Genomic DNA, 18,476 nt, shown 5'->3' with positions numbered 1-18,476 from the left:
GCCTCATGAAGCAACGCGCCCTGTTACTGGTCGATTTGCAAAATGATTTCTGCGCGGGCGGCGCACTGGCCGTCGCAGAAGGTGACAGCACGGTCGACGTGGCCAATACCCTGATTGACTGGTGTAAATTGCGCGGTGAAGCCGTTGTCGCAAGCCAGGACTGGCATCCGGCCAACCATGGCAGTTTTGCCAGCCAGCACGGCGTTGAACCCTTCAGCCAGGGTGAGCTCGACGGTCTGGCGCAAACCTTCTGGCCCGATCACTGCGTGCAGCAAACGGAAGGCGCTGCGCTACATCCGCTGCTGAATCAGAAAGCCATCGACGCGGTGTTTCATAAAGGCGAAAACCCGGCTATTGACAGCTACAGCGCCTTTTTCGATAACGGACATCGTCAGAAAACGGCGCTGGACGCGTGGTTACGTCACCACGAAATCACCGAGCTGATTGTGCTGGGGCTGGCAACGGACTACTGCGTGAAGTTTACCGTGCTGGACGCGCTCCAGTTGGGTTATACGGTCAGCGTCATCACCGACGGCTGTCGCGGGGTGAACATTCAACCGCAGGACAGCGCGCAGGCGTTTATGGATATGGCCGCTGAAGGCGCGACGCTGTATACGCTGGCAGACTGGCTGGAGACGCAGGCGTAGTCTTTTATGCCGGGAGGGCGGCTTCGCCTTTCCCGGCATTTCCACTCCGATCCCCATAAAGTGAACTCCCTCGCATCACCAGCGAAGCGGCAGTGCTATGCTTTTCAGGCTGTTTTTTCGCCACGCTTTTTCTGTGGCGTGGTTATTTTTATTATGTCAAAGAGGAACACCTATGAAACGTTTGCCATTGCTAGCAGCTTTACCCTTGCTTTGCGCGTCAGTTGCTTACGCCGCTCCCCTGATGTCCGTGGGCTACTTCAACGGCGGTGGTGATGTCACTGCCGGACCCGGCGGCGATATCAATACGCTTGATGTCCCCCAGATCACCCACCTGAACTATTCGTTTGGCCTTATCTACAATAACGAAAAAGACGAAACCAACGCCGCATTGAAAGATCCGGCGAAGCTGCATCAGATCTGGTTATCTCCGAAAGTGGCGTCCGACCTGGCGCTTATCCCACAGCTTCGTAAACAAAACCCGAATTTAAACGTTCTGCTTTCCGTCGGCGGCTGGGGTGCCCGCGGTTTCTCGGGCGCAGCAGCCACCAAAGAGAGCCGCGCGGTGTTTATTCGCTCGGCGCAGGAGATTGTTGAGAAATACGGTCTGGACGGGATCGACCTTGACTGGGAGTACCCGGTAAACGGCGCATGGGGGCTGGTCGCAAGCACGCCTGCAGACCGGGATAACTTCACCTTCCTGCTGAAAGAGCTGCGTGCCGCCTTCGGGCAGAAAAAACTGGTCACGATTGCGGTTGGGGCCAATGCGGAAAGTCCGAAAAGCTGGGTCGATGTGAAAGCCATTGCTCCCCTTCTTGACTATATCAACCTGATGACCTACGACATGGCGTACGGCACTCAGTATTTTAACGCGAACCTGTATGACTCCAGCGCCTGGCCGACCGTGGCGGCAGCAGATAAATACAGCGTTGATTTTGTGGTGAACAATTATCTGGCCGCGGGGCTGAAGCCACAGCAGATGAACCTTGGGATTGGTTTCTATGGGCGCGTGCCAAAACGCGCTGTAGAACCGGGCATTGACTGGAGCAAGCCCGATGCGCAAAACAATCCGGTGACACAGCCTTACTTCGGCCCTCAGGAGATCGGGTTGTTCAGATCACTCGGTTATGACCTGACCAAAGATACCTACGTGAAGTACAACGATATCGTGAAGAAACTGCTAAACGACCCGCAAAAGCGCTTTACTGAACACTGGGACGACCAGGCGAAAGTGCCGTGGCTTTCCGTGAAGGGCGCCGACGGGAAGGATCTGTTTGCCCTCTCGTATGAGAATCCACGTTCCGTCGCTATCAAAGCGGACTATATCAAAGAGAAAGGTCTGGCAGGCGCAATGTTCTGGGAGTATGGGGCGGATGATAATAACCAGTTAGCGAAGCAGCTGGCAGAGTCGCTCGGGATCTCGCACAAGTAGTGAGGCAATCAAACCCTCTCCCACAAGGAGAGGGTTGAGTGAGGGCATCAACCCACACCGTTATTGTATTTTCATCGTCGCAATCGGCTTTGGCGTGATACCAAACTCTTCCTTCAGTTCACGCTTGCTCTTCATCACCATCTGGCCGTTGGTATCGATTGTCATGTGCTGCGCATCGGTATTGTTGCGCGCCTGCCACAGCATGACCAGCTGCAGACTGTTCTCTTTTTGCTCCGGGGTTAAGGCAACGCCATCAGGCCATTTCCCCAGCTCAACGGCGGTGACCAGACGCTGATAAACTTCCGGCGTCATACCGTTAATCATGTCATCAATATTCACGATCTCTCCCTTTCAAAGGAATAATTTGCTGAATCGTTTTTTCAACCTTTAATCTGGTCGCCGTTTTCATCGTCGCTAAAGCTCAGAGAAGCTGAGTTAACGCAGAAACGCTCGCCCGTTGGCTGAGGGCCATCCGGGAAGACATGCCCCAGGTGCGCATCGCAGTTGCCGCAGCGAATTTCGGTACGCACCATCCCGTGCGACGAGTCAGTTAAGTAGCGGATCGCGTCATCGCTCACCGGCTCGTAAAAGCTCGGCCAGCCGCAGCCAGAATCGTATTTCGTTTGTGAATTGAACAGGGGGGCGTCACAGACCAGGCAATGGTATACGCCATCGCGTTTGTTGTGCAGTAAACGCCCAGTAAATGGCGGCTCCGTGCCGTGATTCTGCGTCACGTAAAACTGCATTTCTGTGAGGTTTTTTTTCAAATCTTCAGGGTTACGTTGGTTCGACATATGCTTACATCTCGCTGTAGAAACAGACACCTTTTAACCCGGATTCTAACAAAACATTAACACCCTTGCGTGCACTTTTGATCTAAACTTATGTGTCGCGAAAAGGCGGTCAGGCAATTGTGATCATGCTCACATATTTATCCTGCGAGGCCTTTAAAATTCCGGGCGCAGCCCCCATGTGGTTGCTAGCTCAAAGGGAAAGTGAGGCGAGTCAGTCGCACAAACGTTAGTCACAGGATTGATTTGTCGCAATGATTGACACGATTCCGCTTGACGCTGCGTAAGGTTTTTGTAATTTTACAGGCAACCTTTTATTCACTAACAAATAGCTGGTGGAATATATGACTATCAAAGTAGGTATCAACGGTTTTGGCCGTATCGGCCGTATTGTTTTCCGTGCTGCTCAGAAACGTTCTGACATCGAAATCGTTGGTATCAACGATCTCCTGGACGCTGAATACATGGCGTACATGCTGAAGTACGACTCAACTCACGGTCGTTTCGACGGCACCGTTGAAGTGAAAGACGGCCACCTGGTTGTTAATGGCAAAACCATCCGCGTTACTGCTGAGAAAGACCCAGCTAACCTGAAATGGAACGAAATCGGTGTTGACGTTGTTGCTGAAGCAACCGGTATCTTCCTGACCGACGAAACTGCGCGTAAACACATCACCGCGGGTGCGAAAAAAGTTGTTCTGACTGGTCCTTCCAAAGACAACACCCCAATGTTCGTTCGTGGTGCTAACTTCGAAACTTACGCTGGCCAGGATATCGTTTCTAACGCATCCTGCACCACCAACTGCCTGGCACCGCTGGCAAAAGTTATCAACGACAACTTCGGCATCATCGAAGGTCTGATGACTACCGTTCACGCGACCACCGCTACTCAGAAAACCGTTGACGGCCCGTCTCACAAAGACTGGCGTGGCGGCCGTGGCGCGGCTCAGAACATCATCCCATCCTCTACCGGTGCTGCTAAAGCGGTAGGTAAAGTACTGCCAGAACTGAATGGCAAACTGACTGGTATGGCGTTCCGCGTTCCAACTCCTAACGTATCCGTTGTTGACCTGACCGTTCGTCTGGAAAAAGCTGCTTCTTACGAAGACATCAAGAAAGCAATCAAAGCTGCTTCCGAAGGCCCAATGAAAGGCGTTCTGGGTTACACCGAAGACGACGTTGTATCTACCGATTTCAACGGCGAAGTATGCACTTCCGTGTTCGATGCTAAAGCAGGTATCGCACTGAACGACAACTTCGTTAAACTGGTATCCTGGTACGACAACGAAACCGGCTACTCTAACAAAGTACTGGACCTGATCGCTCACATCTCCAAATAAACTGGAATGAGTGCTTGATCCAAAAAGGCGACTTCGGTCGCCTTTTTTATTTATAAGACAGAGGATTGCTTAATGATTAATAAAATTTTTGCACTTCCGGTAGTCGAACAACTTACCCCTGTGCTCTCCCGTCGCCAGATTGACGGCGCTGATGTTATCGTCGTTGACCACCCGCGTGTGAAAGCCTCCGTTGCGCTGAACGGCGCCCACCTGCTCTCCTGGAAACCGGAAGGTGAAACGGAAGTGCTGTGGCTGAGCGATGCGACTTCTTTCAAAAAAGGAGCGGCGATCCGCGGCGGCGTGCCTGTCTGCTGGCCATGGTTTGGCCCGTCAGCGCAGCAGGGACTGCCTTCTCATGGTTTTGCCCGCAACCAGCAGTGGACCCTGAAAGCGCATAACGAAGATGATAACGGTGCCGTGCTGACCTTTGAGCTTCAGGCCAATCACGAGACCCGTGCGCTGTGGCCTCACGAGTTTACCCTGTACGCCCGCTTCAAGCTGGGTAAAACCTGCGAGATTGAGCTGGAAGCGCACGGCGAGTTTGAAACGACCTCTGCCTTGCACACCTACTTCAACGTGGGTGATATCAGCGCGGTAAAAGTGAGCGGCCTTGGCGATACCTATATCGACAAAGTGGACAATGCAAAAGAAGGGAAACTCAGCGACGGCGTGCAGACCTTCCCTGACCGTACCGACCGCGTTTACCTGCATCCGGAAGCGTGCAATGTGATCCACGACAGTGCCCTCAACCGTGGCATCGAAGTGATTCACCATCATCACAGCAACGTGGTGGGCTGGAACCCAGGTCCGGCACTCTCAGTGAGCATGGCCGACGTGCCCGATGACGGTTACAAAACGTTTGTCTGCGTCGAAACGGCCTGCGTCACTACGGCGCAAAAAGCCAGCGAAGAAAAACCGTCTCGCTTAGGGCAAACTATTCGCATTGTGAAGCGCTAAGACGCGGTATTATTTTGACCGCACCAGCACAACGCAAACGGGGCGCAAGCGCCCCGTTAAAATGCTAAGATTGCACTGTTTTAATGCGCAATCAGAACTTGTAGGTCACACCGACAGAGAAAATACCCGCCCAGGACTTGTCGACCATTGGGCTGTCTTTCACTTCGTCGCTCAGACGCTCGTAACGGCCAGTACCGTATACGTTCCAGTCACCCAAGAAGTTGTAGCTCGCGGTTAGCTCCAGGTACGGATCCCAACCATCATCTGCGCTGTAGCTCTTCAGACCGCTACGACGGGACTCATTCTTAGAGACGCCATAGTAGTAGTCGTTGTAGTTCTCACTGTTGTACTGCACACCAATACCTGGCGTCAGGGTTAACGCACCGTTCGTGTAGCGATAGAGCCAGGCCAGATCCCAGATAAAGCCGTTGCTGTTATCCAGCGTGTCTCCCGCCAGCGCGGTACGCAGGAAGCCATACTCGGTGTTATGCACATAAGAGAGACCCGCCATCATGGTGCTCTTACGCTTGTCGAGTCGACGCAGGGCGTGGCTGTCGCTGTCACCCGGTTTGAAGTGCGTCGGATCGTAGTAGGCCATAATGGAGAGCTTATCGGCCGTATCGTTCCACAGATAGTAGCCGCCGCCCAGTCCACGGAACCAGAAGTTATCGTCTTCATAGGTGACAACCGGAACGGGATAAACATCACGATCATACTGTTTATACGGGCTGTTAATGACGCCAACGCCCGCACCTACCGTCCACTGGCTTTCCGCCTGTGCGGTGCTAACTGCGGTCGCGGCGAGTACGCCCAATGCCAGAAGTTTGAGTTTGGTCACAATCCATTCTTTCCTGTAGTCAAATAATCAGCGGGAGAAGTGTAACCGCCAGACCCGTACTTCCCCAAATTTTTTGCCTGCTAATCAGTTTGATTAACCCGTTATTTTTCATTTTTCAGATGACAGGCCGTTTTCACTTCTGTGACCGCAGGGTGAAAAATGCCCGTATGACATATAACGGCAATGGATATTTTTGGATGAGTTATTGATATGTCATTGAAATTAGATTTTATCAGCATGCAAGTTTTGCAAATGCCATCTACGCTTTAATTTAAGAAGAGTTTTCCTGCACGCCCTGCGGTTCTTAGCGTCTGACCTGGCACACAGGTTGCTGCTCTGGCAGTGAGGTGCGAGAGATTCTCTTCCGGGAGCCTCCACTACTCATACGAACGGCTCTTATCCTGTGCTAAAAAACGAAAGGACGGCATGCCATGAATATATTCGATCACTATCGCCAGCGCTATGAAGCTGCCAAGGACGAAGAGTTCACACTGCAGGAGTTTCTTACCATCTGTCGGCAAGATCGCAGTGCCTATGCCAACGCGGCAGAACGGCTATTGATGGCTATTGGTGAGCCAAACATGGTTGATACTGCCCAGGAACCACGGCTTTCCCGTCTCTTTTCGAATCGGGTGGTCGCCCGATACCCGGCGTTTGAAGAGTTCTATGGCATGGAAGATGCCATCGAGCAAATCGTCTCCTACCTGAAGCATGCTGCTCAGGGTCTGGAAGAGAAGAAACAGATCCTCTATTTACTCGGCCCGGTGGGTGGCGGTAAATCGTCGCTGGCTGAACGGCTGAAATCGCTGATGCAGCGCGTGCCTATCTATGTGCTGAGCGCCAAAGGTGAACGCAGCCCGGTGAACGACCATCCGCTGTGCCTGTTTAACCCGCAGGAAGATGCGCAAATTCTGGATAAAGAGTACGGCATTCCGCGTCGTTATCTCGGCACCATCATGTCGCCGTGGGCGGCGAAACGCCTGCATGAGTTTGGTGGCGATATCACCAAATTCCGCGTCGTGAAAGTGTGGCCATCCATTCTGGAGCAGATCGCCATCGCCAAAACGGAACCGGGTGATGAGAACAACCAGGACATCTCGGCGCTGGTCGGTAAAGTCGATATCCGTAAGCTGGAAAATTACGCCCAGAATGACCCGGATGCCTACGGCTACTCCGGCGCACTGTGCCGGGCGAACCAGGGCATTATGGAATTCGTCGAGATGTTTAAAGCACCCATTAAAGTGCTGCATCCGCTGCTGACGGCCACCCAGGAGGGGAACTACAACGGGACGGAAGGTATCTCTGCCCTGCCGTTCAACGGCATCATCCTGGCGCACTCGAACGAATCAGAGTGGGTCTCCTTCCGAAATAACAAAAACAATGAGGCGTTCCTTGACCGTGTGTACATCGTCAAAGTGCCTTATTGCCTGCGGATCTCCGAAGAGATCAAAATTTACGAAAAACTGCTTAACCACAGTGAGCTAATGCATGCCCCATGCGCACCGGGCACGCTGGAAACGCTGTCGCGCTTCTCCATCCTGTCGCGTCTGAAAGAGCCGGAAAACTCCAGCATCTACTCCAAAATGCGCGTGTATGACGGGGAAAGCCTGAAAGATACCGACCCGAAAGCGAAGTCATATCAGGAGTACCGCGATTACGCGGGTGTCGACGAGGGCATGAACGGTCTGTCCACGCGTTTCGCGTTTAAGATCCTCTCCCGCGTGTTTAACTTCGACCATGCGGAAGTGGCGGCCAACCCGGTTCACCTGTTCTATGTGCTGGAGCAGCAGATTGAACGCGAACAGTTCCCACAGGAGCAGGCGGAACGTTATCTTGACTTCCTGAAAGGTTATCTGATCCCGAAATATGCCGAGTTTATTGGCAAAGAGATCCAGACGGCCTACCTGGAATCCTATTCAGAATACGGCCAGAACATCTTTGACCGTTACGTCACTTATGCTGACTTCTGGATCCAGGATCAGGAGTATCGCGACCCGGATACCGGACAGCTGTTTGACCGTGAATCCCTGAATGCGGAACTGGAAAAAATTGAGAAGCCTGCCGGGATCAGTAACCCGAAAGACTTCCGTAACGAAATTGTGAACTTCGTACTGCGTGCCAGAGCGCATAACAACGGTCGTAATCCGAACTGGACCAGCTACGAGAAACTGCGCACGGTCATCGAGAAGAAAATGTTCTCTAACACCGAGGAGCTGTTACCCGTCATTTCGTTTAACACCAAAACCTCAACTGACGAGCAGAAAAAACACGACGATTTTGTCGACCGTATGATGGAAAAAGGCTACACCCGCAAACAGGTTCGTTTGCTGTGCGAATGGTATCTGCGCGTACGGAAATCGTCTTAAAACAAGTGCCCGGTAGCGTTTAACGCTCACCGGGCCGACAAAATGCAAGTTGGCAAATGCAGTACGGGGGGTATATGACCTGGTTTATTGACCGGCGTCTGAACGGCAAAAACAAGAGCATGGTGAATCGCCAGCGCTTCTTGCGCCGTTACAAAGCGCAAATTAAACAGTCGATCTCCGAGGCCATCAACAAACGCTCGGTAACCGACGTCGACAGCGGCGAGTCTGTCTCCATCCCCACCGATGACATCAGCGAACCGATGTTTCATCAGGGGCGTGGCGGCCTGCGCCATCGCGTACACCCAGGTAATGACCACTTCGTTCAGAACGACAGAATCGAGCGCCCACAAGGAGGCGGCGGCGGTTCTGGAAGCGGTCAAGGACAGGCCAGTCAGGATGGTGAAGGTCAGGATGAATTCGTCTTTCAGATCTCAAAAGATGAGTATCTCGACCTGCTCTTTGAAGATCTGGCGCTGCCTAATCTGAAAAAGAACCAGCACCGTCAGCTTAACGAATACAAAACCCATCGCGCGGGTTATACCGCGAACGGCGTACCGGCCAATATCAGCGTCGTTCGTTCGCTGCAGAACTCGCTGGCGCGGCGCACGGCCATGACGGCCGGTAAACGGCGGGAGCTGCGCGAACTGGAAAGCAGCCTGAAGGTGGTAGAAAACACAGAACCGGCGCAACTGCTGGAAGAGGAGCGCCTGCGTAAAGAGATTGCCGAGCTGAGGGCGAAGATTGAGCGGGTACCGTTTATTGATACCTTCGACCTGCGCTATCAAAACTACGAAAAACGGCCGGAGCCTTCGAGCCAGGCTGTCATGTTCTGTCTGATGGACGTCTCCGGTTCAATGGACCAGGCCACTAAGGATATGGCGAAGCGTTTTTACATTCTGCTCTATCTGTTCCTGAGCAGAACCTATAAGAACGTGGAAGTGGTTTATATCCGCCACCACACCCAGGCCAAAGAGGTGGATGAACATGAGTTCTTCTACTCGCAGGAGACCGGCGGCACCATCGTATCGAGCGCCCTGAAGCTGATGGATGAGGTGGTGAAAGAGCGTTACGATCCGGCTCAGTGGAACATCTATGCTGCGCAGGCGTCGGATGGCGACAACTGGGCGGATGATTCGCCGCTGTGTCACGACATTCTGGCGAAGAAAATTTTGCCGGTGGTGCGTTACTACAGCTATATCGAAATCACGCGTCGTGCTCACCAGACGCTGTGGCGTGAATATGAACATCTGCAATCGATGTTCGAAAATTTCGCCATGCAACACATACGTGACCAGGATGATATCTATCCGGTATTCCGGGAGCTGTTCCACAAGCAATCGGCCACCAGCAATGCCTGACCCCACAGCCAGCGACACGCTGGCTGTTTTCTTTGCCCTTCGTCCATCCCCTTCGCAAAAAGATCTGTGCTACTGTTGGAAACTGCGTATTGGCAGATAACAGGTAAACTGACTATGTCTGATGAGGTTAAGGGTACGGCTACCCACCAGCAACTCATTTCGCTGTTAACGCAGCATGGTGCGCGCTTTCGCGTGATGGAGCACGAGGCCGTAGGAAAATGCGAAGCGGTAAGCGAAATCCGCGGAACCGAACTGGGGCAAGGCGCAAAAGCGCTGGTCTGCAAAGTGAAGGGAAACGGCGTAAAAAAACACGTTCTGGCGATCCTGGCCGCTGACCAGCAGGCCGACCTGAGCCAGCTTGCCAGCCATTTCGGCGGCTTAAAAGCCTCTCTCGCAAGCCCGGCCGAAGTTGATCATCTGACCGCCTGCGTGTTTGGTGCTATCCCACCGTTTAGCTTCCATCCGGATCTGACGCTGGTCGCCGACCCGCTCCTGTTCGAGCGTTTTGACGAAATCGCGTTCAACGCCGGTCTGCTGGAAAAATCCGTGATCATGGATACCCAGGATTATCTGCGCATTGCCCGCCCTGAACTGGTGACGTTTCGTAAAGCGTGACCGTGATGGCTGACGCCGCTGTCAGCCTCTCTTTTCCAGAAACAGAACTGATGCGATCAAAATCACCGCAATAGCGAAAAACGATGAGGAGATAATCAGCGTTTCAACAAACATGTGATCGTTCATCTTAGCGACCCTTTGCGATGCCTGATGCCGTTTTATCCCCTGCAAATGACACGGATATGACAATCTCCTATTTTTTTTAAAACACTGTCGTCAGCCGTTTTTCCGCGTAAAGTAAGCAGGCTTAATATTCTGGCAAGGACTCCTCATGTTTGACCCTACTCTGCTTATTCTACTGGCACTCGCTGCACTCGGCTTTATCAGCCATAACACCACCGTCGCCATCTCGATCCTGGTGTTGATCATTGTGCGCGTCACCCCGTTAAACACTTTTTTCCCGTGGATAGAAAAACAAGGCCTGACGATCGGGATAATCATTTTGACCATTGGGGTGATGGCCCCCATTGCCAGCGGCACGCTTCCGGCCTCAACGCTGCTGCACTCGTTTGTTAACTGGAAATCACTGGTGGCTATCGCGGTGGGGATTTTCGTGTCATGGCTGGGTGGTCGCGGCGTCACGTTGATGAGCAGCCAGCCCTCGCTGGTGGCTGGCCTGCTGGTGGGAACGGTGCTTGGCGTGGCGCTCTTTCGCGGCGTTCCGGTGGGCCCGCTCATTGCCGCCGGGCTGGTTTCGCTGTTTATTGGGAAGTCGTAGTCAGGCTGGCAATATAGCGCGCGGGCGTTTGCCCAAGCCCCTTTTTAAACATCGTAATAAAGGCGGTGGTGGAGTCATAACCAAGTGACTGCGCCACCTGCTGAACTGACTTCCCGCCAATCAGCAGCTGCAACGCCACAATCAACTGCAGCTGATGACGCCAGCGGCGAAAGCTTAAGCCCGTCTCTTTGACCACCAGCCGCGCCAGGTTGCGCTCACTCATGGCAAAGTGGCTCGCCCATTGCGCCAGCGTCTGCCACGCGGCGGGCTCTTCCGCCATCTTTTCGCTCATCAACCGAATTTTAGGATGAGGGGAAACGGGCAGCTGTAAATGCTCCTGTCGCTGGAGCGGCAGTTCATTAAACAGCACATCCACCAGACGCGAGGTGGTGGCAAGCGGCAGTTGCTCACGCGTTTTTCCCGCCAGCGACAGAATCTGCTCCCGCACCAGCGGCGATATTTTCAGGGTACAGCACCGGTCCGGCAGACTGACGGCACCCGGTTCAATAAACAAAAAGCAGAGCTGCGCGCCTGGCGTGGCCCTGTTGCTGTGGGGCATCTGCCCGGGGATCCACACGGCATACTGGGGCGGTACCATCAGCATGGCATTTTCTACCTCGCAGGTGATTGCACCACCCAGCGCCAGAATCAGCTGCCCTTTGCGGTGCTGATGGAGCGGAATATATTGCTCCTGCGCTACCACGCGGATGCGAAACGCGACCGCCGCATCCAATTGGCTATCGGGATCGTAGCCGTCGAGTCCCAGACCGTTCATCAGGTTGTCCGATATTAGCGATAAACTGTCATTTTAGCCTGATTTCAACCACGGCGAAAATCGGTATTGTGTGCGCTCGCCTGAACGTATGAGAAAACAATGACTACTGCTACTCGCAAAGGCGCGCTGCTGATCGCCGGCATTCTGATGATTGCCACGACGCTTCGCGTCACCTTTACCGGAGCAGCGCCGCTGCTCGATACCATTCGCCTTGAATATGGATTAACCACCGCGCAAACCGGCCTGCTAACCACCCTGCCACTATTAGCGTTTGCCCTTGTCTCGCCGCTTGCCGCGGGCGTAGCACGGCGTATCGGCATGGAGCGCAGCCTGTTCCTCGCCCTGCTGCTGATCTGCGCCGGGATTGCCGTGCGCTCTCTGCCCTCCGCGGCCCTGCTGTTTACCGGCACGGCGGTGATAGGTTGCGGGATCGCGCTCGGGAATGTGCTGTTACCGGGCTTAATCAAACGCGACTTTCCCGGCCAGGTTGCCCGCCTTACCGGGGCCTATTCCCTGACGATGGGCGTTTCGGCGGCGCTCGGTTCGGCGCTGATTGTTCCTCTCGCTCAGGGGGCCGCAGGCTGGCATGGCGCGCTGCTAATGCTGATGATCTTTCCCCTGCTGGCGCTGCTGCTCTGGCTGCCGCAGTGGCGCCAGAAGCAGGTCGCTACGGTGACCGGTGCAGGGGCGCTGCACAACCGCGCCATATGGCGTTCTGCCCTCGCCTGGCAGGTGACGCTCTTTCTCGGCATTAACTCGCTGATTTACTACGTCATCATCGGCTGGTTACCCGCGATATTACTCAGCCACGGCTACAGCGAAGCGCAGGCAGGCTCCATGCACGGGCTCTTACAGCTGGCCACGGCCATTCCGGGCCTTGCCGTACCGCTGATCCTGCATCGCCTGAATGATCAACGCGGGATCGCCGGCGCCGTAGCCCTGATGTGCGCAGTAAGTGCGGCCGGTTTCTGGTTTGCACCGGATTTGGCAGTCGTGTGGACGCTGGTGTTTGGCTTTGGCACCGGAGCAACGATGATCCTCGGTCTGACGTTCATCGGCCTGCGCGCCAGCTCTGCTCATCAGGCGGCGGCACTGTCCGGTATGGCGCAGTCGATTGGTTATCTTCTGGCCGCCTGCGGGCCTCCGCTGATGGGGAAAATTCACGATACCGCCGGTGACTGGCAGATCCCCCTTCTGGCCTGCGCGCTGGCCTCGGTGGTGATGGCCATCTGCGGCATGCTTGCCGGGCGCGACCGGGAGATCACGCCCCGCTAAAAACAGTGGCAGACCTGACGGTCTGCCTGTTATTTATCCTCGTGCCGCACGCAGCATCGCCTGTACTAACACCACCGGACGCCCCGCCAGCGCTGCACGCTCGTGCTGGAATAAGGTAATCACGAAGAACGGATGGGTGACCAGCTCTGCGGCACGGATTTCCCCCTGCTCGTCCCAGCCCGTCACGCGCATATCACCGCTCTCCAGCTCCTGCGCAAATTCCGGGGATACGCCGTAGTTGCAGTGATATCCCTCTTCAATTTCCGGCTTGCCGTAGGCTTTCGCAATAAGCGTGTTGTTGCGCAGTTCAATCGCATCGGTTTTTTCCACCAGCGAGCAGGTCAGCGGCGCAATCACCATTGAGCCTTCGGTGTCCGTTTCGGCGTGCGCCGCATCGCTCCAGCCGAGCACATTACGCGCATACTCAATCAATGCATGCTGGAAACCGCCGCAGGTGCCGAGAAACGGAATGCTGTTTTGGCGCGCGTAGCGTGCAGCGATAAAGGCGGCTTCGGTGTTTTTGTAGGGGCTTGCAGGAACCAGCCAGATGGCATCGTAACCCACCAGGTCTTCAGGGCTGGTCAGCTCCGTCGTCGCTAGCCAGTCGTAATCAGCGGTGAGATCCAGTACTGCAGCAGCATCATCAATGGCCAACGGGATCGCCTGGTGCGCAATCACATCGGGATTGTAATCGCCAACCAGCGCAATGCGCAGCGTCGTTTTAACCGGGAGGTGTTCCATGAAAGGTTCCTTATGCCAGAGTATTATCAGATAACATAAGGAACCTCAGACTACCGATCTTCTGCAATAATCACAATACCTTAAATTGGGAGGGGGAAATGATGATTCAGTGCAAGCGCGTCTATGAACAGGCAGCCCCGGAGGATGGTTATCGGGTGCTAGTGGACAGACTGTGGCCGCGAGGGGTGAAAAAAGCAGACCTTGTGCATAATGAATGGTGCAAGGCGCTCACGCCTTCTGACGGGTTACGTAAGGCCTTTCACAGTGAAACCATTGATTTCGCTGCCTTCAGCCTGGCGTATAGGGAAGAGCTGGCGCAGCATAAAGACGATGGTTTGCGTCTTGCAACCCTCGCCAGACAGCAAACCTTAACCCTTCTCTACGCCGCGAAAAATACCGAACAGAATCACGCAATGGTCTTAGCCGACTGGCTGCGCCATCTGTGATTAGCTGGCCGTCAGCGCATCGAAGGTTTGCGGTGCCTCATCCGGCGTGAGCGGCAGCAGATGTTCGGCGCGCACAAACGCAAAACCGTGCTGATTATCAAAGGCGTAGACATCGCCAGTTACCAGCCAGAGCGCGCGATCCGCTGTCGCAGGCAGCTGCGTCATCACGCCATTAACCGGGTTAACAAAGCGCTGGCCGGGCTGGCAAAGGCCAAACAACTCAACGGATTTACCCACATTGCGACGGCCTGAGGCCGTGCGGGCACCAATGATCAACGCCATGCTGCCCGGTTTAAGCTGAAACATACTTCTCTCACGATAACGGTGGCCAGAAACTGGCTAAGAATAATCCTAAAGAGAAGTGTATCGCAATCTTTGTCCTGCTGTCACCTGGCGGGTTGCGGATGATCGCGGCGGTAGAGCTCCCATTCGTCGATCACTTCGCCACCGGGCAATTTACACTCCGTACGCACGCCCTGCGGGCTCTGGATTGGGATCTGCTCTCCCCCTTTTTCCAGACAATAGACAGAGGCAGGGTTAGCCATCCCCACCCTATGCGGCGGCGGTGGGGCAACAGGTGGAGACGTTTTTGTGGTACAGGCCGCCAGGGGTAGCGCGAGAGCCAAAAGCAGAAATCTCATCGTGTTGATCCTTTTTACATCATCAGAAGATAAGGGTAACGGGTCGCCGTCGCTTTCTCCATCATTTCTCCATTTTAACTGCACTTTTCAACACTATAGTGAGGCGTGTTCTCCTTATGACCAGAGAACATCATTCCGTAATCAAGATGTCTTTGCCCCGGTCTCAACAACGGGGCCTTTTTCTCCCCTGCCTGCTTCTGGTGGATATATAAAATTCTCACCATTCATGTTTTACTATGGCTGAAGTCGAAATTTTCAGCATAACATGCAGATGCAGACGTCTTGTGCATGGGAGTCAACCTACGTCATGTCAGATATCATCCTGGCCCGAGTGTCAGAAACGCTCACCACGGAACAATCCCTTGAAAGTCTCGTTCGCCAGTTGCTGGAGATGCTGGAACTTGTGACCGAAATAGAGTCGACCTACCTGACGAAGGTCGATATCAATGCCCGTCTTCAGCATATTTTGTATGCCCGAAACAGTAAGCAGATGCAGATCCCGGAGGGACTAAGCGTGCCCTGGGGCGATACATTGTGCAAACGTGCGCTGGACAGTGACACCATTTTCAGTAACGAGGTTCCTGAACGCTGGGCGGATTGCGATGCCGCGAAAGCGCTCGGTATTACCACGTACATGAGCGTGCCGGTTCACCTGGCGGATGGTTCCCTGTACGGCACGCTCTGTGCGACCAGCACGGAAAAGAAGCTGCTCAGTGAACGCGGCGAACACGTGCTAAAACTCTTTGCCGGGCTGATTGCCCAGTATATTCAGAAAGAGTCGTTGCTTTCTCAACTTCGAGAAGCGAATGCAGCGCTCATCGCCTATTCCTTTACCGACGTTCTCACCGGTTTACCCAACCGCCGCGCCATCTTTGAAGATCTCAATACCCTGTTTTCTTTAGGCCGCCACCTTAAACGCAACGTAATTATCGCTTTTATCGATCTGGATGATTTTAAACGGATTAACGACCAGTACGGGCATGAAGCAGGCGATCAATTTCTCATTGAGGTCGGCAAACGTCTGTCAGATGAAAAGACCGAAGACGAGATTATCGGCCGCCTGGGGGGCGATGAGTTCCTGGTAGCCTGCCTGAGTAAAGCGGAAAATCAGGCTGATGAGGGTCAGATTAACCAGCTCAGGGCACGGCTTCGCGTCCGGATTGCCGGCCAATACGGGTTGGGCAGTGTGAGTATCGTGTACCCGGGTGCAAGCCTGGGAGTTGTCGAAGTTGATCCTGCCGGGATGGATCCGGACAGCGCATTACGCGTCGCGGATGTTGCGATGTATCAGGATAAAAAGGGTAAAGGCAAAACGCGCTTTCACGTTTTGGATTAACCCCGTACACTCTACGGCATTCTGAAAACCGAAACAGGTGATGGCATGAGAATAGGGATCCTCTTCCCGGTCGTTATTTTTATAACGGCGGTGGTTTTTTTAGCATGGTTTTTTGTCGGTGGTTACGCGGCTCCGGGAGCATAAATGAGAAAAACCACCCTCATTATGCTGCTCGTCGCCATCGTCGCCGTTGCTGGCACACAATTTGGCTGGTGGTAACACCGCAACGTAAAAAGGCCGCCATCTGGCAGCCTTTTTTAACGCTTATCAAACTTAGCTTTTGATTTTTCTGTAGATAAACAGAACAACCAGCGCGCCGATCACGGCGACAGCAAAACTGCCGAAGTTGAAACCGTCAACTTTGCCAAACCCGAACAGCGTACTGATCCAGCCGCCGACGACCGCGCCGACAATACCCAGTATCACGGTAACGATAAAACCACCGCCATCTTTGCCCGGCATGATCCACTTCGCCAGAATACCCGCAATAAGCCCAAAGATAATCCAGGATAAAATTCCCATAACTTTCCTCTCTGTATGGTTTTTGTCATTAAATCAACGACACAAAAAGGATAGCACAGGATCCGGGAAAGGAAATTTGTGATTAGTATCACAGCGAGAGAGTGCGCATTTAGTATCCAAAACCGCACCACACGAAATGTGGGGTTGCAACTTAAGTTGAGAAAGATTATCTTTCTCAACACTGAATAGTTGAGTTAAACGCTCAGGTATTCAGTACGACATTGCTCACATTGCTTCCAGTATTTTTGCCCACGCTTTAGTGGGCATTTTTTTGCCCGCTTACACGGCGATAAAGGCATAGCGGTTGCGTCCTGCGCGCTTTGCCTGATAGAGCGCCTGGTCAGCCGCAATAATAATGTTCTGCTGGCTGCCTGCAATGTCAACGGCACGTGCGGTTGACACCCCGACGCTGACCGTTACCCGTCCAAAGGGGCTAAAGGCATGCTCAATATGCAGTGAAAATACATTGCGGATGATTGTCTGGGCCAGGCGGATGGCTTCCTGAATATCGGCGTCTGGCAGGATCAGCGCAAACTCTTCGCCGCCATAACGCGCCACAAGCTGGTTGTTGCGGGTAAGGCTCTCTCTGAGGCTATTCCCCAGCAGGGTAAGACAACGGTCTCCTTCTGGGTGACCATAGTTATCATTGTATTTTTTGAAATAATCGACATCGACAATGAGGATAGAAATTGGCGTGTCGTTATCCGCACACGTGGCGATTTCAGACAGAATTTTTTCATCAAACGTGCGGCGGTTGAAAAGCCCCGTCAGCGCATCTTCAGAGGCTATTATCTTGAGCTCTTTGTTATCTCTGGTTTTTCTGGACAGATCTGAATAGAGGAAATAAGACGCGACGATAAGCGCCACGGTAAAAATAAGAATGAGTACGGCGAGCTGAATGGCCTGCTTACGCCAGGCTGCAAGTGCTTCATCTTTACTCACTGCAACGGTGGTGACCAATCCGTAACGTTTGTTTTTCTCAAAAGCGAAAATGCGTTCGACTTTATCAAACCGCGAAACCGAGCTGGCAATCCCTGAATTTTGTACCTTCAGGTATTCTCTGAACAGGGGTGAGTCTGAAACAATCGCGCCAATGTAGTTATTTTTAAACGGATAGCGAACCAGCAACACGCCGGATTGTGTCGTGAGGCCAATGACACCAGCATGGCCAATATTAATCTGCCCGTAGAGTGCCAGAAAATTTTCGATTCCAAGCGTCACCACTACAACGCCGTTAAAGTCTCCGGTCTGCGTTTCAAGCCGTCGACTGATCGTAATCACCCATTTCCCGTTCGTTCTGCTCACGACCGGCTGGCCAATAAAAATCTGCTGACTTTTATTTTCCTTGTGATAGATAAAAAACGATCTGTCAGCCCCTTTTCGCGGCCCGGAAAAACGTCCGTACAATGCCGTAAAGATGTCACCATTGACATCGTAAATAACCACATTATTAATCTGGCTAAGAAGATTATCCTGATTTTCTATTATCCGCTGAATATTGGTCGCCTGTTCCGGGGTCATACCATAAATGTCGATCATGTCTGAAATGGTGGTGATCAGCATTTCGCTTTGACGCATGATCCCCTCAGTATAAACATCCAGGGTATGGCTCAGGTTAGCAACGCCGGGGCTTTGTTGAATAAATCAGATTTCGGGTAAGTCTCCCCCGTAGCGGGTTGTG

At 53.3% G+C, this 18,476-nt stretch carries 23 protein-coding genes; 13 read left to right on the top strand and 10 right to left on the bottom strand.

Going from position 1 to position 18,476, the window contains the following annotated elements:
• Positions 1 to 5: 5 nt before the first annotated feature.
• Positions 6 to 647 (top strand): bifunctional nicotinamidase/pyrazinamidase, encoded by a 642-nt coding sequence (gene pncA, locus HX884_RS10425; protein ID WP_029881996.1) that lies wholly within the window; start codon positions 6 to 8, stop codon positions 645 to 647.
• 172 nt (positions 648 to 819) lie between these two features.
• Positions 820 to 2,076: a glycoside hydrolase family 18 protein gene (locus HX884_RS10420; RefSeq protein ID WP_178328104.1), complete on the top strand. Its 1,257-nt coding sequence runs from the start codon at positions 820 to 822 to the stop codon at positions 2,074 to 2,076.
• A gap of 60 nt (positions 2,077 to 2,136) precedes the next feature.
• On the opposite strand, the gene HX884_RS10415 is transcribed toward HX884_RS10420, so the two are convergent.
• Entirely contained in the window at positions 2,137 to 2,415 is a 279-nt protein-coding gene (locus HX884_RS10415; RefSeq protein WP_013097051.1) for a YeaC family protein, read from the bottom strand.
• A gap of 41 nt (positions 2,416 to 2,456) precedes the next feature.
• Positions 2,457 to 2,870 (bottom strand): peptide-methionine (R)-S-oxide reductase MsrB, encoded by a 414-nt coding sequence (gene msrB, locus HX884_RS10410; protein WP_178328103.1) that lies wholly within the window; start codon positions 2,868 to 2,870, stop codon positions 2,457 to 2,459.
• Positions 2,871 to 3,211: 341 nt separating this feature from the next.
• On the opposite strand from msrB, the gene gapA reads away from it, so the two are divergent.
• Complete coding sequence (gene gapA / locus HX884_RS10405; RefSeq protein ID WP_013097053.1) at positions 3,212 to 4,207, top strand: glyceraldehyde-3-phosphate dehydrogenase; 996 nt, start codon at positions 3,212 to 3,214, stop codon at positions 4,205 to 4,207.
• 72 nt (positions 4,208 to 4,279) lie between these two features.
• On the top strand, positions 4,280 to 5,164 hold the full coding sequence (locus HX884_RS10400) for a D-hexose-6-phosphate mutarotase (protein ID WP_178328102.1): 885 nt from the start codon (positions 4,280 to 4,282) through the stop codon (positions 5,162 to 5,164).
• 91 nt (positions 5,165 to 5,255) lie between these two features.
• Here HX884_RS10400 and HX884_RS10395 read toward each other — a convergent pair whose 3' ends face one another.
• Complete coding sequence (locus tag HX884_RS10395) at positions 5,256 to 6,002, bottom strand: MipA/OmpV family protein (protein WP_178328101.1); 747 nt, start codon at positions 6,000 to 6,002, stop codon at positions 5,256 to 5,258.
• A 431-nt stretch (positions 6,003 to 6,433) separates the two neighbouring features.
• Between HX884_RS10395 and yeaG the strand changes: the two genes are divergently transcribed.
• From yeaG to HX884_RS10380, 3 genes are all read left to right on the top strand, one after another.
• A complete protein-coding gene (gene yeaG / locus HX884_RS10390) occupies positions 6,434 to 8,368 on the top strand; it encodes a protein kinase YeaG (protein WP_178328100.1) in 1,935 nt (644 codons plus the stop codon).
• 74 nt (positions 8,369 to 8,442) lie between these two features.
• The gene (locus tag HX884_RS10385) at positions 8,443 to 9,726 is read left to right on the top strand and encodes a YeaH/YhbH family protein (protein WP_178328099.1); all 1,284 of its coding nucleotides are present in this window, start codon (positions 8,443 to 8,445) and stop codon (positions 9,724 to 9,726) included.
• Positions 9,727 to 9,840: 114 nt separating this feature from the next.
• Positions 9,841 to 10,341: a YbaK/prolyl-tRNA synthetase associated domain-containing protein gene (locus tag HX884_RS10380; RefSeq protein WP_178328098.1), complete on the top strand. Its 501-nt coding sequence runs from the start codon at positions 9,841 to 9,843 to the stop codon at positions 10,339 to 10,341.
• Between the two features lie 21 nt (positions 10,342 to 10,362).
• Here the strand turns inward: HX884_RS10380 and yoaI are convergent, their stop codons facing one another.
• Positions 10,363 to 10,467 carry a small membrane protein YoaI gene (yoaI, locus tag HX884_RS27190; RefSeq protein WP_020690334.1) on the bottom strand — a complete coding sequence of 35 codons (105 nt, stop codon included), beginning with the start codon at positions 10,465 to 10,467 and terminating at the stop codon, positions 10,363 to 10,365.
• A gap of 145 nt (positions 10,468 to 10,612) precedes the next feature.
• Here yoaI and HX884_RS10375 point away from each other — a divergent pair, with 145 nt between their 5' ends.
• Positions 10,613 to 11,059 (top strand): DUF441 domain-containing protein, encoded by a 447-nt coding sequence (locus tag HX884_RS10375; protein ID WP_008500737.1) that lies wholly within the window; start codon positions 10,613 to 10,615, stop codon positions 11,057 to 11,059.
• Here the strand turns inward: HX884_RS10375 and HX884_RS10370 are convergent.
• A complete protein-coding gene (locus HX884_RS10370) occupies positions 11,043 to 11,834 on the bottom strand; it encodes a helix-turn-helix transcriptional regulator (protein ID WP_280925302.1) in 792 nt (263 codons plus the stop codon). The two genes, HX884_RS10375 and HX884_RS10370, sit on opposite strands and share 17 nt — an antisense overlap.
• A gap of 99 nt (positions 11,835 to 11,933) precedes the next feature.
• On the opposite strand from HX884_RS10370, the gene HX884_RS10365 reads away from it, so the two are divergent.
• Positions 11,934 to 13,109, top strand: a complete 1,176-nt coding sequence (locus HX884_RS10365; protein ID WP_013097065.1) for a CynX/NimT family MFS transporter — start codon at positions 11,934 to 11,936, stop codon at positions 13,107 to 13,109.
• A 33-nt stretch (positions 13,110 to 13,142) separates the two neighbouring features.
• On the opposite strand, the gene HX884_RS10360 is transcribed toward HX884_RS10365, so the two are convergent.
• Complete coding sequence (locus tag HX884_RS10360; RefSeq protein ID WP_038419133.1) at positions 13,143 to 13,850, bottom strand: CTP synthase; 708 nt, start codon at positions 13,848 to 13,850, stop codon at positions 13,143 to 13,145.
• Between the two features lie 101 nt (positions 13,851 to 13,951).
• On the opposite strand from HX884_RS10360, the gene HX884_RS10355 reads away from it, so the two are divergent.
• Positions 13,952 to 14,296, top strand: a complete 345-nt coding sequence (locus HX884_RS10355) for a DUF488 domain-containing protein (protein ID WP_130626400.1) — start codon at positions 13,952 to 13,954, stop codon at positions 14,294 to 14,296.
• Here HX884_RS10355 and HX884_RS10350 read toward each other — a convergent pair whose 3' ends face one another.
• Positions 14,297 to 14,602: a hypothetical protein gene (locus HX884_RS10350; protein ID WP_013097068.1), complete on the bottom strand. Its 306-nt coding sequence runs from the start codon at positions 14,600 to 14,602 to the stop codon at positions 14,297 to 14,299. It lies immediately after the preceding gene.
• Between the two features lie 80 nt (positions 14,603 to 14,682).
• Positions 14,683 to 14,937: a DUF333 domain-containing protein gene (locus tag HX884_RS10345; RefSeq protein WP_038979863.1), complete on the bottom strand. Its 255-nt coding sequence runs from the start codon at positions 14,935 to 14,937 to the stop codon at positions 14,683 to 14,685.
• Positions 14,938 to 15,244: 307 nt separating this feature from the next.
• Between HX884_RS10345 and HX884_RS10340 the strand changes: the two genes are divergently transcribed.
• The 3 genes from HX884_RS10340 to yoaJ are packed head-to-tail and all read left to right on the top strand — an operon-like array spanning position 15,245 to position 16,492.
• On the top strand, positions 15,245 to 16,273 hold the full coding sequence (locus HX884_RS10340) for a sensor domain-containing diguanylate cyclase (protein ID WP_178328097.1): 1,029 nt from the start codon (positions 15,245 to 15,247) through the stop codon (positions 16,271 to 16,273).
• 45 nt (positions 16,274 to 16,318) lie between these two features.
• Positions 16,319 to 16,417, top strand: coding sequence for a YoaK family small membrane protein (locus HX884_RS10335; protein WP_014883431.1), 99 nt, complete (start codon positions 16,319 to 16,321; stop codon positions 16,415 to 16,417).
• Positions 16,418 to 16,492 (top strand): protein YoaJ, encoded by a 75-nt coding sequence (yoaJ, locus tag HX884_RS27625; RefSeq protein ID WP_071830143.1) that lies wholly within the window; start codon positions 16,418 to 16,420, stop codon positions 16,490 to 16,492.
• 54 nt (positions 16,493 to 16,546) lie between these two features.
• Here the strand turns inward: yoaJ and HX884_RS10325 are convergent, their stop codons facing one another.
• Complete coding sequence (locus HX884_RS10325) at positions 16,547 to 16,795, bottom strand: GlsB/YeaQ/YmgE family stress response membrane protein (RefSeq protein WP_008500746.1); 249 nt, start codon at positions 16,793 to 16,795, stop codon at positions 16,547 to 16,549.
• Between the two features lie 279 nt (positions 16,796 to 17,074).
• The gene (locus tag HX884_RS10320) at positions 17,075 to 18,373 is read right to left on the bottom strand and encodes a sensor domain-containing diguanylate cyclase (RefSeq protein WP_249166301.1); all 1,299 of its coding nucleotides are present in this window, start codon (positions 18,371 to 18,373) and stop codon (positions 17,075 to 17,077) included.
• Positions 18,374 to 18,476: the final 103 nt, after the last annotated feature.

The sequence above is a fragment of the Enterobacter sp. SECR19-1250 genome, from assembly GCF_013391025.1.
Lineage (GTDB): Bacteria > Pseudomonadota > Gammaproteobacteria > Enterobacterales > Enterobacteriaceae > Enterobacter > Enterobacter cloacae.
This window is presented reverse-complemented; position numbering and strand designations above follow the sequence as displayed.

Coding starts and splice junctions, on each gene's coding strand:
- HX884_RS10365 (WP_013097065.1), top strand. CDS start 11,934: ATGACTACTGCTACTCGCAAAGGCGCGCTGCTGATCGCCGGCATTCTG.
- gapA (WP_013097053.1), top strand. CDS start 3,212: ATGACTATCAAAGTAGGTATCAACGGTTTTGGCCGTATCGGCCGTATT.
- HX884_RS10340 (WP_178328097.1), top strand. CDS start 15,245: ATGTCAGATATCATCCTGGCCCGAGTGTCAGAAACGCTCACCACGGAA.
- HX884_RS10360 (WP_038419133.1), bottom strand. CDS start 13,850: ATGGAACACCTCCCGGTTAAAACGACGCTGCGCATTGCGCTGGTTGGC.
- HX884_RS10375 (WP_008500737.1), top strand. CDS start 10,613: ATGTTTGACCCTACTCTGCTTATTCTACTGGCACTCGCTGCACTCGGC.
- HX884_RS10380 (WP_178328098.1), top strand. CDS start 9,841: ATGTCTGATGAGGTTAAGGGTACGGCTACCCACCAGCAACTCATTTCG.
- HX884_RS10370 (WP_280925302.1), bottom strand. CDS start 11,834: ATGAACGGTCTGGGACTCGACGGCTACGATCCCGATAGCCAATTGGAT.
- HX884_RS10385 (WP_178328099.1), top strand. CDS start 8,443: ATGACCTGGTTTATTGACCGGCGTCTGAACGGCAAAAACAAGAGCATG.
- yoaI (WP_020690334.1), bottom strand. CDS start 10,467: ATGAACGATCACATGTTTGTTGAAACGCTGATTATCTCCTCATCGTTT.
- yeaG (WP_178328100.1), top strand. CDS start 6,434: ATGAATATATTCGATCACTATCGCCAGCGCTATGAAGCTGCCAAGGAC.
- pncA (WP_029881996.1), top strand. CDS start 6: ATGAAGCAACGCGCCCTGTTACTGGTCGATTTGCAAAATGATTTCTGC.
- HX884_RS10400 (WP_178328102.1), top strand. CDS start 4,280: ATGATTAATAAAATTTTTGCACTTCCGGTAGTCGAACAACTTACCCCT.
- msrB (WP_178328103.1), bottom strand. CDS start 2,870: ATGTCGAACCAACGTAACCCTGAAGATTTGAAAAAAAACCTCACAGAA.
- HX884_RS10355 (WP_130626400.1), top strand. CDS start 13,952: ATGATTCAGTGCAAGCGCGTCTATGAACAGGCAGCCCCGGAGGATGGT.
- HX884_RS10320 (WP_249166301.1), bottom strand. CDS start 18,373: ATGCGTCAAAGCGAAATGCTGATCACCACCATTTCAGACATGATCGAC.
- HX884_RS10350 (WP_013097068.1), bottom strand. CDS start 14,602: ATGTTTCAGCTTAAACCGGGCAGCATGGCGTTGATCATTGGTGCCCGC.
- HX884_RS10345 (WP_038979863.1), bottom strand. CDS start 14,937: ATGAGATTTCTGCTTTTGGCTCTCGCGCTACCCCTGGCGGCCTGTACC.
- HX884_RS10325 (WP_008500746.1), bottom strand. CDS start 16,795: ATGGGAATTTTATCCTGGATTATCTTTGGGCTTATTGCGGGTATTCTG.
- HX884_RS10335 (WP_014883431.1), top strand. CDS start 16,319: ATGAGAATAGGGATCCTCTTCCCGGTCGTTATTTTTATAACGGCGGTG.
- HX884_RS10420 (WP_178328104.1), top strand. CDS start 820: ATGAAACGTTTGCCATTGCTAGCAGCTTTACCCTTGCTTTGCGCGTCA.